Origin of the sequence: Thalassomonas sp. RHCl1, from assembly GCF_947387555.1 — a bacterium.
Classification (GTDB): Bacteria; Pseudomonadota; Gammaproteobacteria; order Enterobacterales; family Alteromonadaceae; genus Thalassomonas.
On sequence record NZ_CANDNZ010000003.1, the window covers coordinates 338,792 to 353,118 of the forward strand.

12 protein-coding genes are annotated in these 14,327 nt (G+C 48.0%); 2 read left to right on the forward strand and 10 right to left on the reverse strand.

The window, feature by feature from the left end:
- Window positions 1-210: 210 nt before the first annotated feature.
- Together QL234_RS11860 and QL234_RS11865 are read right to left on the reverse strand one after the other, a co-directional pair.
- The gene (locus QL234_RS11860; protein WP_281558051.1) at window positions 211-657 is read right to left on the reverse strand and encodes a hypothetical protein; all 447 of its coding nucleotides are present in this window, start codon (window positions 655-657) and stop codon (window positions 211-213) included.
- A 13-nt stretch (window positions 658-670) separates the two neighbouring features.
- Complete coding sequence (locus tag QL234_RS11865) at window positions 671-1,096, reverse strand: cytochrome c (RefSeq protein WP_281558052.1); 426 nt, start codon at window positions 1,094-1,096, stop codon at window positions 671-673.
- Between the two features lie 92 nt (window positions 1,097-1,188).
- Between QL234_RS11865 and QL234_RS11870 the strand changes: the two genes are divergently transcribed.
- Together QL234_RS11870 and QL234_RS11875 are read left to right on the forward strand one after the other, a co-directional pair.
- The gene (locus tag QL234_RS11870; RefSeq protein WP_281558053.1) at window positions 1,189-1,815 is read left to right on the forward strand and encodes a cytochrome b/b6 domain-containing protein; all 627 of its coding nucleotides are present in this window, start codon (window positions 1,189-1,191) and stop codon (window positions 1,813-1,815) included.
- Between the two features lie 10 nt (window positions 1,816-1,825).
- Window positions 1,826-2,287 carry a MarR family transcriptional regulator gene (locus QL234_RS11875; RefSeq protein ID WP_281558054.1) on the forward strand — a complete coding sequence of 154 codons (462 nt, stop codon included), beginning with the start codon at window positions 1,826-1,828 and terminating at the stop codon, window positions 2,285-2,287.
- Between the two features lie 200 nt (window positions 2,288-2,487).
- On the opposite strand, the gene QL234_RS11880 is transcribed toward QL234_RS11875, so the two are convergent.
- The 8 genes from QL234_RS11880 to QL234_RS11915 all read right to left on the reverse strand — a co-directional run bounded on the left by QL234_RS11880 (window position 2,488) and on the right by QL234_RS11915 (window position 14,292).
- Window positions 2,488-5,235 (reverse strand): GEVED domain-containing protein, encoded by a 2,748-nt coding sequence (locus QL234_RS11880; protein WP_281558055.1) that lies wholly within the window; start codon window positions 5,233-5,235, stop codon window positions 2,488-2,490.
- A 527-nt stretch (window positions 5,236-5,762) separates the two neighbouring features.
- On the reverse strand, window positions 5,763-7,928 hold the full coding sequence (locus tag QL234_RS11885; protein ID WP_281558056.1) for a hypothetical protein: 2,166 nt from the start codon (window positions 7,926-7,928) through the stop codon (window positions 5,763-5,765).
- A gap of 179 nt (window positions 7,929-8,107) precedes the next feature.
- Window positions 8,108-8,815, reverse strand: a complete 708-nt coding sequence (locus QL234_RS11890) for a glutathione S-transferase family protein (RefSeq protein WP_281558057.1) — start codon at window positions 8,813-8,815, stop codon at window positions 8,108-8,110.
- A gap of 164 nt (window positions 8,816-8,979) precedes the next feature.
- On the reverse strand, window positions 8,980-9,549 hold the full coding sequence (locus tag QL234_RS11895) for a cytochrome c (protein ID WP_281558058.1): 570 nt from the start codon (window positions 9,547-9,549) through the stop codon (window positions 8,980-8,982).
- Window positions 9,539-10,786, reverse strand: a complete 1,248-nt coding sequence (gene soxC, locus QL234_RS11900; RefSeq protein ID WP_281558059.1) for a sulfite dehydrogenase — start codon at window positions 10,784-10,786, stop codon at window positions 9,539-9,541. Before soxC ends, QL234_RS11895 begins: the two co-directional genes overlap by 11 nt.
- 50 nt (window positions 10,787-10,836) lie before the next feature.
- On the reverse strand, window positions 10,837-11,883 hold the full coding sequence (locus QL234_RS11905; RefSeq protein ID WP_281558060.1) for a PLP-dependent cysteine synthase family protein: 1,047 nt from the start codon (window positions 11,881-11,883) through the stop codon (window positions 10,837-10,839).
- Window positions 11,884-11,915: 32 nt separating this feature from the next.
- A complete protein-coding gene (gene gorA / locus QL234_RS11910; protein ID WP_281558061.1) occupies window positions 11,916-13,283 on the reverse strand; it encodes a glutathione-disulfide reductase in 1,368 nt (455 codons plus the stop codon).
- Window positions 13,284-13,578: 295 nt separating this feature from the next.
- Window positions 13,579-14,292, reverse strand: a complete 714-nt coding sequence (locus QL234_RS11915) for a glutathione S-transferase family protein (protein ID WP_281558062.1) — start codon at window positions 14,290-14,292, stop codon at window positions 13,579-13,581.
- Between the last annotated feature and the right edge of the window lie 35 nt (window positions 14,293-14,327).

The window sequence follows — 14,327 nt, forward strand, 5'->3', positions numbered from 1 at the left end:
CCGGGTAGCCGGGAGTTTCAGTTCTCCCTTTTATCGCTACTGATTGCCACAACTGAATACGAAAACCATACCAGGGAGTGACGAGGTCTTTGCCTGTACGTTACCTGACACAGCCAAATCGGGATAGTTAGCCCGGAAATTTTATGGTATCGGTTTATATCGCCAAATATCCCCTGGTTAATGCACCTTCAAAAATAAGTCGCTATTTATTCACTTTTTTCTTTGGTTTCTAATTTTTAAACCGTCTCTAAGGTTTAGTGACATCATGGTTATGTTGGCAAATCCTGCAATCAACTCAATACCTTGCACGATATAAAAAGTCGTATCAAAACGTCCTGTTAAAGCTAAAGATTTCAAATATACGGCTGAAGGAATGAGTACAACCAAGCCGTTTAACGCTATAAAGGGCATTCTTTTTTTCTTTGCTCCTATGGTGCCGCTATTGGCTTTAGGAGCAAGCTTATTGCCTGTAATACCGGCAATTGCCATAGTTGGAATGAGTAACCATATAGCGTAGAAAATATACGACTTGACCGTGGTGATATATAGCAGGTTACCAGATAACTCTGAAATCAAGGTGCTGATAAAAAATACGGTGATCATAAGTAATGCACAAGTTGCTGCAATCGCATGAATTTTCACTAGTTTCTGCTTCATTATTTATCTCCTGTTACCAAAGTGAACGGTATTGCATGTGGCAAGAGCGGCAGCTTGAAGTGGCTGAATCCAATGCCTTAATAACTTGCCTATGATTTTTCGATTTGCTGGACGTTGCTACGCGTTTGAAGCTTATCGACCACAGGGTTAATTTATGTTCAAAATTTTTCCAGTCATGCCAAATTTTCTCTTTGCTGCGCCCTTCCCCTTTACTGCTTTGTGGAAAAAGTCTTTTCAGCAAAATAACGTTCTGCTCAAGTTTTAACGCCATAGTGGACACTTGTTGCCAATCCTGCTGATCAATGATGTCTTCAAGCAGTTCAGTGTTACCTTCAATTTGTTCAAAAAGTTGCTGACGCTGCTCTGTTTCAGGCTGTTCAGCATGGCAATGACCAGATAGCGCTATTGCCGTCAGTACCAATAAAAGCCACTTATTCATTTAATCGTCCTCAAAATCTATTCAATTCGAGTGACATAATATATTGCGCCTGATACATTTGCAAATGCAACATTATCAATTGTGAGTAAATTATGTTAAAAATATGGGACCTACCTACCAGAATTTATCATTGGCTACAGGCCATTTTGTTTATTGGCTTAGCTTGTACCGGTTATGGTCTGGCCGGTAATGAAAGTGCACACTTCCTGTTTGGACTTGCACTATTTGTCTTAATCATCTGGCGTATTGGCTGGGGCCTGGTAGGGAGTGATACATCCCGGTTTGCTAATTTTGTGCCCTCCATCAAGCAGTTGTTTCTTTATTTATCTCGTAGAAGCAAAGGCTATTTAGGACATAATCCCCTGGGCGGGTTAATGGTACTTTTAATGGTTACGCTTTTATTTTTGCAGGCATTTAGTGGCATCTGCATATCAGGAGCAATAGACGGCAAGCACTTATGGGGGCGCCAAGCATTGAAAATATTTGAGCAGTTCCATGCTATTAATGCTATGGCATTGATTGGCTGCAGTACTGTGCATATCCTTGCTGTATTGGTTTATCAGTTACGTGGTAAACCGTTAATCAAAGCGATGATCACAGGCGAGAGGGAAAGTTCAGGAGATTTAACGCAACCTGTGTTGATAAGTAATTATAAAGCGATGATTTTATTGGGGGTAAGTATTAGTATCCTGCTGATAATAATCTCGATAAGCGAATAAGGAGTATTTTTTGATAGATAACCAACAAGGGCCTAAGTTGCCAAGGCATATGAGTTTTGGCTGGTTAATAGCCGTTTTGGGTAATGATATGGCTAACAGCTTAGACGGCCATTTGAAAAAAATAGGGCTTAATATAAGCCTTTGGCCGACATTATTTGCTCTTTGGGAAGAAGACGGACTTACCCAGACAGAGCTGACGAACCGTTGTAACACCGCACATTACACTACTACCAGACTGCTCGACTCGCTAGAGAAAATGGAACTTGTAGAACGGCAACCTCATCCAACGAGTAGACGGGCACACTTGGTTTATTTAACAAAAAAAGGACGTGAATTGGAGGCTGAGGCAACTTCGTTAGCAAAACAATGTAATGATGAAATTTTATCAGGCCTGTCTGCTGATGAAAAAGAGTTGGCCCATTCTCTTATGCTAAGAATAATCAAGAAACGAAATCCGGATATGAAATTTTGAATATTAGGAGCCGGGAGGAGCAGTTCAATTTTAGCTTTTAATGAGTATTACCTATCGGGCTGGCACAAGGGGAAATTGTTACTTCGTCATGGGTATTAAAATTATTTTTCATATGCTTATCTTAGGCTTTGTGTAGTAACTGACAACTGCCTGTATCAGGCAGTTGTCAGTTTATGTTGATATTTTACATTTAAGGCGGCTTAGAATTTCTCAACTTCCACCTCGATCCAGGCATCCGCAGTATTTTCAGTACCGCCCTTGGCAACAGGGGTAATACGGAAACCATTCCAGGGGTCGGTGAAACTTTTGCCTATTTGCAGCGGTGCATCTGTTTCATCTTCCAGCGCCCAGTTGGCGGTACTTTGAGAATTTGGCGTCATATCCAGGAGTTTGGAAATATGCACCCACCAGGCACCGGCATCATCTTCTTCCATATAATCTTGTACGTTAACCAACACGCCATTTCTGAGCAAAGGCGTACGGAATTGCTGTGCCGGCGGCGTATCTTCCTCGCCATGGGCACTGGTTCTGTATTCCAGCCAATAAGTGAGTTTACCGTCACCGGACTTTAGCCTGATGCCGATATTGCCCGGGGTATTGGTGCCGCTGGCGCTGCCATGGTCAAAGGCATAAATTCGATAGGTGCCCGAGCTGGTAACTACGGGTACCTGGCTGTCGGTGAGCCAGCCCTTGAAGTAGCTTTTATACATCAGGTTGATCTCTTCAAAGGTATGTCCCCCCATACCCATCAGATCGAAGACATTGCCGTAGTCACTGACGGTGTCATTGCCGGAATTAATAATACTGTTACCCGCTTCAACGGATCTGGCATGGTGCAGGCCAAAGGAATGCCCCATCTCATGGGCTATGGTGCTGCCTTTATGTGTGTAGACTTCCAGCAGCGGCGGGCTCGCCTGAGAATTGATCGAGGTCGCATCGCTGGGGCCAATTTTTGGCGCTGTCACCATAACCAGGGTGGCTTCACCCGGGAAGTCAGGATCGACACCGGCGGCAATGATTTTTCCTCTATATGCCGGCCGCCATGCGTTTTTGTCGTTATCGTATCTTGATTTTGGATCCGCCATAGTGGTTTTCGGCTTGATTTCCCAGGTCACGGTAAAGTTGCCGTATGATTGCTCTTCAAAGTATTTTTTTACCAGCTCCATTTCGGCATTGATTTTTTCGGTGGTGAAATCCAGCGGCGAGCCGGGGAAATCAAACGGGAAGATGATAAGGTTGACATGATCGTAGTCATAACCGCCGTTACCGGTATCCGGTGCGCCAACGGTTTCCCGGCAACTGGTTTTATTAAAGTCGGCAACAACACTGGCGCCTTTAAACAGCCCGCTGAGGTTGACATAATTCCAGCTGGCAGAAGGATTGGTGATGATCACACATTCGGTATTGCCGACATGTTTTGAGCGAACGCTGTCGTCGCCCGGCGAAGGCCAGCCCCCTGCCCTGCCTTCCAGGGAAAGATTGCCCAGGCCATGTTTAGTGGTAATGGCAATGCTAGTGACCGCCGGCGTGACATTATAGGCAGAAATACTAAAGCCCTGTTTAGCACTGGATGCCGGTACACACACAGGCACGCCGTCCTTTAATGTGCCTGAGGTATCCGGATCCTGGCTGGCACAGACATCAGGCAAGTTGCCTATGGGCGGGTTGATAATGACACCGTCAAAGGATACCGTGTAATCTTCAAATTCGCCGGAGGCGACATTGCTACACGGCGCACTAAGGGCCTGGTTGTATTGCATGCCGATACGCATACGGGTTGAACCGGAAGCGGTTTCCGGCACGGTAATGGTGCCGTTTACCGCCCCATTGCCGTTTAAGGCGGAGATCACCTGTTCTCCGGCATCCAAAAAGTCGCCGTCTTTATTAAAGTCAATCCATACCGCCCAGTGCTCTGTGTAGGCATTACCGCTAAAGCCCGGGGTTAAGGTAATGGTGTTGGCCCCTTTTGCCAGTTTTGCTACCTGGCTGGTGTAATCGGCATAGTTGGATTGAGCCGATGTATTGTTCAAATCACCCACTCGCACACCGGCGATCCATTCATGGCTGCCGCCGCCGCTGACCGTGCAATAGTCTGTGGGATTGGTGCTGCCATCATGAATAGTGACTGAGGTGGTTGCAGAAGCTGAAGCGCCGTCATCGTCGGTAACGGTTAAAGTAACCGTATAGGTGCCTGCACTATGGTAAACATGATTGGGGTTTGCCGAGCTGCTGTTATTGCCGTCACCAAAATCCCAAAACCAGGAAACAATATTGCCATCACTGTCTGACGAGCCGTTGCTGTTCATGGCAATACCGGCTCCGACATCACCGGAATATGGCCCGTCTGTTAACGCTGTTGGCGGCTGGTTGGATGCAGAGCCGCCCAAGGAAACGCTATAGTCTTCGACTTCACCAGAGACAATGTTTTCACAAGGGTTAAGCACCGCCTGGTTATATTTCATCAAGACCCGCATGCGGGTATTGCCCGATACGTTTGCAGGCACTTCAATGGTACCGTTAACCGCACTGTTACCGCTGCCGGTCATCACGTTTTCACCGCTGTCGGTAAAATCGCCGTCCTGGTTGAAGTCAATATAGACAGCAAAGTGCTCGGTATAGGCATTATTGACAAAACCCGGGGTTAAGGTAATGGCGTTGGCACCGGGCACTAAGTTTGCGGTGAGTGCGGTAAAGTCGGTGTAAGGCGAGACTCCGGTTGAAGTATTGTCGAGGTTCGCGACTTTTACCCCGGCGATATATTCGTAATCGCCGCCGCCGGTACTGGTACAATAAGTGGCCGCAGCAGCTAAATCGGCATTTACCGCCAAGCTTGTCTTTGCACCTTTGACGGGGGCTGGAAGCCCGCCTGTTATCGTGGCGTGGGATGTAGCGCCTATTGACGACAGCGCTGTCAGCAATAGCAAGCGCTTGGTATTGGTGTTTTTCATTTCTATCAAAATCCTTATGTTTTAGTTTTTATTCATTATTTTTTTTCAGTTATTTAGTTCACTTTGGCGTTATTACATTCACTAAGTGTCAACGGCTGGATCGCGTTGCAACCAAAATAACTATTCACAAGTTAGCAAATAATGCGGGATATTGTATATTTTATACCCAAAATAAATCTAAAAAATATACAGCAGGAAAGGTGGGGATAGGTTAATGCTATGAATATTAATGACTTTATAATAAAAAGTTCACATATAATGAAATGCGTATTTATATGCGATATAGAGATAAAATATTTGTTCGTCTGTCAGTTCAACAGGCCCAATGAACAAGGTGTCAGGTTTTGTCTTTAGTGATAAGGGTTGGGAAAATGCCGAAGTGACAACATAAACGCAAGTGATGGTTATAAACCATTTCGGGAAAGCTAAAAATGGCTTTATAGCCTGTCCGCTAGCGCTTGCACCTTATTTGTTCGATAAAAAAAGCTGCACTTAAGTTGTGCAGCTTTGTATTACACCTGGCATGCTTAGAACATGCACAGTTTTTTGGACGGGATCGGGAACTTAACTTTAATCCCCAATATTTTGAAAGACTTATTCATGCTTGGCGTAGAGAAGCAGCCATTTAAGTCTAAGTTGCTGTTGATCGTGTCCAAGCTGTCGGTTTTACAGGTTTGCTTGCTTTTACCGGCAAATTTAACTTTTGCGCAATACTTCACTTTTAGCTCGGTTTCGTGTCGGGCAGCGGCTTTGCTGCCGTTGACTTCGCCGCGGTATTTACCGTCACCGTAAATTTTAAAAGTCTGCCACTTGATAAAGTTACCGCCGCCAATGGGCAAGTCACCGGTGCTTAAGCCATTTTTAGCTATATATGCACTGAATTTTTGTGCAAATTTGTTGGCTGATGAATAGCTTAAATCCCCCATAACGAACCTTTTTGCCTTGTTGCCGTACTTCATCGCGGCATTTTTCACACTGACACCGGCTTCGGTGAGTTCGACCTTGGCTTCTTCTACCGTACCGTCGGTTAAGTTGATGGTTTGGTTTGCTGCCGAAGACAGGGTATCTACAGCCGTAGCGCTGGTATTGCCGAGTACTTCGATGGCGTCCTCGCCGACATTGACTATGCCGGAAACCGGGATCCATGAAGTATCAGTGGCTTTACACAAATCAAAGGAGACATTCCCGAGACTGTAGCCGGCAACATTTACCGTGCTGCCGGTGTCGATAGTGGTTTTACAGGTGCTGGCATTCGCTTCGAGCTTAAAGCCGATATCTGAGCCTTTGTAGCCAAAACGGCCATCCATGGTCAAGCCGTCTTGAATACCCGGGGTATTATAGTTGATGCTCTGCGAGCCTTTGAGAATATAACCGTTGTGGGAAAGGTCAGCTTTAAAGAAGCTGTCGTAGCTGGCAAGGCCGCTATCGTCGCCGTCCATATGGCCATAGACCATTACTTCTGGGGTTTGCATGCCTGCCAGGAGTTTTTTAATCCAGTTGCCGGCGATGCCGCCTTCGAGCGAGTCGACGCTGCTTGCCCAAAAAGAAAACGACTTATTGGCGGTATTAAAATTCATCGAACCTTTGCCCAGGTTCATGGAAAAGCCAATGCCGGAGACACTGCCCAGATCCAATTTTAACGTGCCGTTACCGGCAAGCTGGCTATCCGATGCCAGCTCGGTCAGTTTTTGGGAGACTTTATCACCAAGGCCCTGCCCGCCCCCCAGACCATCATCATTTTGGTCGAAATCAACGTTGAACATACCGTCGACCGAAATGGGATACGGGGTAAACTTGACCTTGCCGCCAACTACTAAGTGGCCGTCCTGGTTGAATTTTTCACTATCGAAACTGTCGCTGACCTGCCAATTATTACCGTTGAACTGAGCCCCTTGCCAGCTGGCGCCGTCCCATAAAGGATAGTCGGCGGCAAAGCCCAAATGGCCGTGATAGGAAAGCCCCTGTGCAGTCAGTTGCACCGGACTGGCCTTTAATGCCCCTTTGGTAAATAAGTCCGTTTCAAAATAATAGAGGGGATCTTTCCAGTCCAATACAAACTTAAAGCTGGCGGAATTGCTGCCGGCAGAAGCTTCGATTGAGTCGGTTAGCGCCATTTTGCCGCCGTCGGTGTAGGACAAGTCGAAAAAGACCATCAGGCGGTTATCGGCCAAACCCACTTTAATATTGGCGTAGTCGTTTAATATGGCCCCCTTGGCCACGGCAAAAGCAAAACGGCTGCCGCTCATATTGTCGGTAAGCAAGCTGGTGCCGCCAAAGCCCAGGTTGGGGATTTCTCGCAATTCACCGAAGAACTCGCCATTGTCGGAAATTATCACCTGATAGCTGTCGACAGTAAAATCCAGGATCCCTTCAAGATCACCGGCAACCGGTGCAAACTGCACCGAGCCCTGACACTGATAATAGGCGTTATTGGTGTTGTATTGATCCGAGATATCCAGCCAGCCATTGAAACAGGTGACATCCGCCTGAAAACTGTCGAGCTGATAGCGGATGGTATCGCCGGTTCGCGCTAACGAATGGGATGTTGCCGCCGCCAGGGTCTGTGACATGGCATCGTGCAAATCGCTTGAGCTTAGCTGATAGCCAGGCGCTGCAGCGGCGGAAAACGTGCCGGCTGTCAAAGACAAGGCGAGAGCAGATGCTAATGGGTTTTTACGGGTAAAGTTAAACATAAATATTTCCTTTATTGAATGTTTGTTAAATGTTTACCGGGTAAAACAAAGGAATGTTGCTCATTCCTTGACAATGAGTAACTAAAAAGAACAGAAAGTTGTCTCGCGATGGAGATAATATGAGCGGGGGGAAGATAAAGTGCCGTAAACCGGGTTACGGCACTTGTTGCTTGATACGATCAGGCACAGCAACTCGCTTTGCTTGGCTCGCATGAGGCGGTGTTGTCAATGCCGCGCATCTTTTTCCCCAGCTGGGTTTCTTCTGCCAGATAAAAATCAGAAAAACGTTCAACAAAATCGGCGGGAACAGACTTTTCCGCTAAACCGGTTGCCAGTACGGCTGCCTGCCATGCTTTTACTTTCGGGTAGCCTGCAAGGAAGTCATAGCCTGACTTTTGCTCGATAATGGCGGCGCGGTGCAGCAAAGGTAACCAGGCAATATCAACATTGCTTAGCTGTTCACCTTTAAAGTAAGGTCCCTCGGCCAATACCTTTTCCGCTTTGTCGAATGCCTTGCCCAGTTTGGCCGTGCGCTCAAGCAGGGTTGCTTCATCGCCGCTGCGCATTGAAGTACATTGCACCAGGTAATGTTTGGAGGCCTGATAGCTCCATGCCCTGTCTTTGGCACGCTGCTCCGGGGTGACCCCCTGCTCCAGTGGCGCTGTGATCTCTTCGATATATTCGACAATGGCATCGGATTCAAATAATGCTTCCCCCGATTCAGTGACCAGCACAGGCACCTGGCCGGTAGGCGCAATATCCAGGAACCAGGCGGGCTTGTCTTTTAAGCTGATAAACTCGATGTCGTACGGGATGTTTTTAGCTTCAAGCAAGCCGGTAACACGTTGAACAAATGGGCAAATTTTGAAACTGATAATTTTAATCATAGTAAATATCCTACTGCTAACTTTGTGAATGTACCTATAAGACGGGTGGTGCTTGATAAAGACGAAATATTTTTTAAATTATTTCTTTTGCGGCAAATGCTGTTTTAAAGATAACCCCGGCAACCTGATCACTCGGGTTGCCGGGCGGTCTGGCGCCAGCGGAGTCAGCGTTTTTTAAGCTCTTTTTTAAAGAGGGCCTTTTCCTCTTTTTGCCATTTACTGCTGACATAATCCCTGGCTGGCATTTTAATTAAAGCCAGTGTCTCGTTGTTGAGGACCTGGTTATGTTCAACCAGTCCGTTCAGGTAGAGCAGATAGGCGGTCAGGGCATACACTTCATCGCTGCTAAGCTGTTTGACGTTTGCCGGCGGCATTGCCCTTCTGACATAGTCAAAGATGGAAGTAGCGTAAGGCCAGGCGCCACCGGTGGACCAATAGGGACCCTTTTCCGGCTTACTCACCAGTTTCGGTCCTACGCCCCCAGAGCCGTCTTGTGCGTGGCAGGCAGCACATTGCTGAGCGTAAATTTTTTCGCCGTCGGCAGCCGTGCCGCTGCCATGCGGCAAGCCTTTCCCGTCGGGGAACACTGTGGTGCTGATAGACTTTATCTCGTTCACCGTTAATGCTTTGCCCAGCAGGGGAGTTTCACCGGCGGTTAATTTCCCGGAAAAGGCGCCCGTGAACAGCAAGGCAAGCGGGAGTTTAGCGCTGAAATTTTTACCTTTAAAAAACATTGCTGATGCCTCCGTCTTTAGCGACTTCCCAGGTTTGAATGGCGTTGTAATGGTTATAAGAGCCGTCAAGGTATTTGCTTTTCCATTCCTGATGGCTTGGCTGGCGGTTGCCAAATTCATCAACGGCCCGGCTTTGCAACCTGGCGATGTTACCAGACCATTGCCAGGGCAAGGTAAAACGCGTTAACGACTTGGTGAGCACAGGCCCGTGTATCTGGGCCTTGTGCCAGGTTTTACCGTCATCGTCTGATACTTCGACATAGCTGATTTTGCCAAACCCCGACCAGGCCAGGCCATTGAGTTCGTAAAAGCCTTTTGCCGGTAGTTTTTGTTGTCCTGAAGGGGTGGTGATCACGGACTTTACCCCCATATAAAAACTGAATTGTTCAATGGAACCATCGGGTAAGGTTTCGGTATAGGCGCGGGACTCATCTTTGGTAAAAGCCGGCGCTTCAACCACTTCCATTCTCCTCACCCATTTCACATTCATATTGCCTTCCCAGCCGGGCAGGAACAACCTCATCGGGTAGCCCTGCGCCGGTCGCAGCCGCTCGCCGTTTTGATAGAGGGCAATAATGGCATCGTCGAGTAACTTTTCGATGGGAATGCTTCTCGCGTGCGTACCGGCATCGCTGCCTTCTACAATGACCCATTTACCCCCGGGTTTTATCCCGGCTTCTTCGAGTAACAGCCTGACCGGCACTCCGAGCCATTCTGAACCTGATACCAGGCCATATAATTCGGCGCAGCTTTTATCCGGTGCCTGCTCGCCGCTGGTGGCCTGCAACCAGGTATTACCGCTGCATTCCAAAAACATCACCCCGCCTTCATGGGGATAGCGGGCTAAATCCTCTAAGGTAAATCTGAGTGCTTTTTCGGTAAGGCCATGAATATAAAGTTCATGCTCTTCGGGGTTGATGGTGGGAATGCCCGAGTGATGGGCGCCAAAATGCAGACCGGGAGGCGTGATGATGCCTCTTTGCCGGTCCAGTGGGGTAAATGCCGCGTTGCCGTTGGGCATCACCAGCCTTTTTACTGCTTTTTCATAGCCGGAAGGTTTGCCGTATTCGTCATCGAAGGCACCCGGGATAAGCATGGCATCGGGTACTTTAATGCCTTTATCGCCGCCGGCCAGTACCGATGGCGCCGCCAGGGCGGTTAGCAAGCTCGCCCCGGTTTTAATAAAACTTCTGCGATCGAGAAAACCGCCTGATGATTTGCTGTTGTTTTTTTTCATTATATCCTCTCATTTTCTTGTCAAAGCCGCTTGCCGATATAGTGGGCAAGCTATTTGCAAAACCAGGCGTTGAGCCTGTCACTGCTGGCCTGGATATCGCCGATATGCCTGGCAACCCAGCTGGCATCATAATAAGTGTCTAAATAGCGGTTACCGCTGTCGCACATCAGGGTTACGATTGAACCTGACTGCCCTTTGGCATGCATCTGCTCGGCAAGGCACAAAGCCCCCCACAAGTTGGTGCCGGTTGAAGCCCCGGCTTTTCGTCCGATAAGCTTTTCCAGCCATAAAATGGTGGCGACACTGGCGACATCGGGCACTTGCATCATCCGGTCGATCACGTCCGGCTGGAACGAGCTTTCCACTTTAGGTCTGCCTATGCCTTCAATCCGGCTGGAGCGGTTGTTGGTCAGGGTGTTATCGCCGCTGATATAGCTGTCGTAAAAAACCGAGTTTTCCGGGTCAACAACCATAAGTTCGGTGTCAAAACCTTTATACAAGATATATCTGCCTATGGTGGCCGAGGTCCCCCCGGTACCGGCCGACATAACAATGGCACTGGGAATGCTAAAAGGCTCTTTTGCCATTTGTTTATAGATGCTTTCGGCAATATTGTTGTTGCCGCGCCAGTCGGTCGCCCTTTCGGCATTTTGAAACTGATCCATGAAATGGCCGTTAAGTTTTTTCGCCAGCGCCACCGCCTCCGGGTGCATATCGGGGGCGGCATCGACGAAATGACATTTGCCGCCGTAAAACTCGATTTGCCTGATTTTGCTTTGTGCGGTTGATTTGGGCATGACCGCAATAAAAGGCACGCCTATCATTTTGGCAAAATAGGCTTCAGAGACTGCGGTACTGCCGGAAGAGGCTTCGATAATGCTGGTATTTTTATCGATCTTGCCGTTACACAGCGCATATAAAAAAAGCGACCTGGCCAGGCGGTGTTTTAAACTGCAGGTCGGGTGGGTACTTTCATCCTTTAAATACAGGTGTACATCGGGATATTTGGGAATATCTATTTTGAACAAATGGGTATCGGCGGATCGGTTTTGATCCGCTTCGATACGACAAATACTTTCTCTGATCCAGTTTTTCATAATAAACCTTCATTTTATTAACAGATAAAGCCCTAACGCATAGTGACAAACTCTTCGGCGCTGGTGGGATGTATGGCGACGGTATTGTCAAAATCGGCCTTGGTGGCGCCCATTTTCAGGGCAACGGCAAAACCCTGCAGCATTTCGTCGGCGCCAAAGCCGATGACATGAATACCGACAATTTTTTCCTGTGCTCCCCGGGTAACCAGCTTCATACGCGTTGGCTGGCGGTGCAGGGTTGTGGCGCTGTACATGGCGGTAAACTCACTGGTATATACTTTTACCTGGTCGGCGCCGAACTTCTTCACCGCCTCTTTTTCACTAAGGCCAACTGTGCCTATGGGGGGATGGCTAAAAACCACGGTAGCGACATTTTCATAATCTAAATGCTCGTTTGTTTTGCCGTTGAATAAGCGCTCTGCCAGGCGGCGGCCTGCGGCAACGGCGACCGGCGTCAGCTCTACCTTGCCCGTGTTATCGCCCACGGCATAGATGCCGGCGACCGAGGTGTTTTGATATTTGTCGACCTTGATATAACCCTTTTCATCCACTTCAACCCCGGCAGAAGATAAGTTTAGATCGCTGGTTTTAGGTTTCCGCCCTACCGCCCAAATTACGGTATCGACTTCGATGGCATCGCCGGGTGCCAGGTAAACGGTCAAGGCACCGCCGGGGGATTTTTCAATGGCCGTTGGCACCGCACATTGCACCAATGCCGGACCGTCGCTTGCCATCACCTCAACCAGGGTATTGGACAAGAGATCGTCAAACTGCCTCAGCGGTTTACTTTTTCTGACCAGCAGCTTAACTTCGCTGCCCAGGGCATGCAGCACACCGGCGATTTCTACGGCAATATAACCGGCCCCGATCACCGCAACCCGTTTGGGCCTGTGCTGTAACGCGAAAAAACCGTTGGAGTCTATGCCGAGATCGGCACCGGGAATCTTTGGAATGACCGGCTCGCCGCCGGTGGCAATCACTATATGTTTGGCGGAATACTCCTGGTCATTGACACTGAGGGTATTGGCATCGATAAATTTGGCAAAACCGGCAATCACTTCGACCTGATTATTGCCCAGAACTTTTTCATATGAGTTATGTATGCGATCTATATAGGCTTGCCTGTTCTGGATAAGGTTTTGCCAGTTAAAGCTGCCAAGTTTTTCATGCAGGTCGATATCAAAGCCATAGTCGGGGGCATATTTGAGCGCATCCGCCACTTGCCCGGCATACCACATGGTTTTTTTCGGTACGCAGCCGACATTGACACAGGTGCCGCCCAAGACATTGGCCTCTATCAAGCCGACTTTGGCACCGTGCATGGCCGCCCGGTTGGCGGTGGCAATGCCGCCGCTGCCAGCGCCTATTACTAAATAATCAAAATGTTTACTTGCTGTCATAAATCTCTCATCAGGTATGAGCTAAAGGTTAAGGTTGGCCGGTGAAAGTACTTATACGGGCATAAGAAGCTCCCACCGGCACAAGGTTAAAAATACGTGTTATATAAAAGACGAAGGGCAAAGAAAAAAGACGATATAAAGGCAAAATAATTTTAAAAAGATTTCAGCTAAACTATGAACTGCCTTGAAGGACGGCAGGCTTAACAAGATTTTTTATGGCTTTTGCCTTCGCCCTTATAAAAAAGCCCCCGCGTGTGAAACGTGGGAGCTTACCCGGGGCGTGCTTTGCAGCCTGTTAACCGCAGCAGCCTGATTTTTGCGTCTGGTCTTGCCCTTGTTCCGATGAAGCCTTAGCCAGCATCATATTGCCTAAATAGGTTTCTTCAGAAAGGTAGAAGCCTTTAAATTTTTCGTCGAAATCTTCGGCAACAGACAGTTGCGGTAAACCTGAGGCCAAAATGGCTTTTTGCCAGGCTTTTACTTTTGTAAAACCTTCAATAAAGTCATAGCCGGTGTTTTCTTCAATAATGGCGGCGCGGTGCAGTAAAGGTAACCAGGCGATATCGACATTACTTAGATGCTGGCCTTTAAAATAAGGCCCCTGCCCCAGCACCTTTTCTGCCTTTTCAAAGGCCTTTGCCAGTTTTTCGCTGCGCTCCTTCAGGGTTTCTGCGTCTGCGCTTCTCATGGCCGGACATTGCACCAGGTAATGTTTGGAAGCCTGATAACTCCAGGCGCGGTCTTTTGCCCTTTGCTCGGGGGAAAGATCAGCTTCTAGCGGTGCGCTGATTTCATCTATGTACTCAACAATGGCGTCGGACTCAAACAGGGCCTCGCCTGATGCTGTGACCAGCATCGGTACCTGCCCGGTAGGCGAAAGATCTAAAAACCACTGGGGTTTATCTTTCAGGCTGATAAAGTCAATTTCATAAGGTACTTTTTTGGCTGCCAATAAAGCTGTTACGCGTTGAACAAAGGGGCAAATGGTAAAGCTGATAATTTTGATCATGTTAGAGACTCCTCTATTTTTAGGTTCCTAGTTAA

Coding starts and splice junctions, on each gene's coding strand:
- QL234_RS11860 (WP_281558051.1), bottom strand. CDS start 657: ATGAAGCAGAAACTAGTGAAAATTCATGCGATTGCAGCAACTTGTGCA.
- QL234_RS11865 (WP_281558052.1), bottom strand. CDS start 1,096: ATGAATAAGTGGCTTTTATTGGTACTGACGGCAATAGCGCTATCTGGT.
- QL234_RS11870 (WP_281558053.1), top strand. CDS start 1,189: ATGTTAAAAATATGGGACCTACCTACCAGAATTTATCATTGGCTACAG.
- QL234_RS11880 (WP_281558055.1), bottom strand. CDS start 5,235: ATGAAAAACACCAATACCAAGCGCTTGCTATTGCTGACAGCGCTGTCG.
- QL234_RS11885 (WP_281558056.1), bottom strand. CDS start 7,928: ATGTTTAACTTTACCCGTAAAAACCCATTAGCATCTGCTCTCGCCTTG.
- QL234_RS11890 (WP_281558057.1), bottom strand. CDS start 8,815: ATGATTAAAATTATCAGTTTCAAAATTTGCCCATTTGTTCAACGTGTT.
- QL234_RS11895 (WP_281558058.1), bottom strand. CDS start 9,549: ATGTTTTTTAAAGGTAAAAATTTCAGCGCTAAACTCCCGCTTGCCTTG.
- soxC (WP_281558059.1), bottom strand. CDS start 10,786: ATGAAAAAAAACAACAGCAAATCATCAGGCGGTTTTCTCGATCGCAGA.
- QL234_RS11905 (WP_281558060.1), bottom strand. CDS start 11,883: ATGAAAAACTGGATCAGAGAAAGTATTTGTCGTATCGAAGCGGATCAA.
- gorA (WP_281558061.1), bottom strand. CDS start 13,283: ATGACAGCAAGTAAACATTTTGATTATTTAGTAATAGGCGCTGGCAGC.
- QL234_RS11915 (WP_281558062.1), bottom strand. CDS start 14,292: ATGATCAAAATTATCAGCTTTACCATTTGCCCCTTTGTTCAACGCGTA.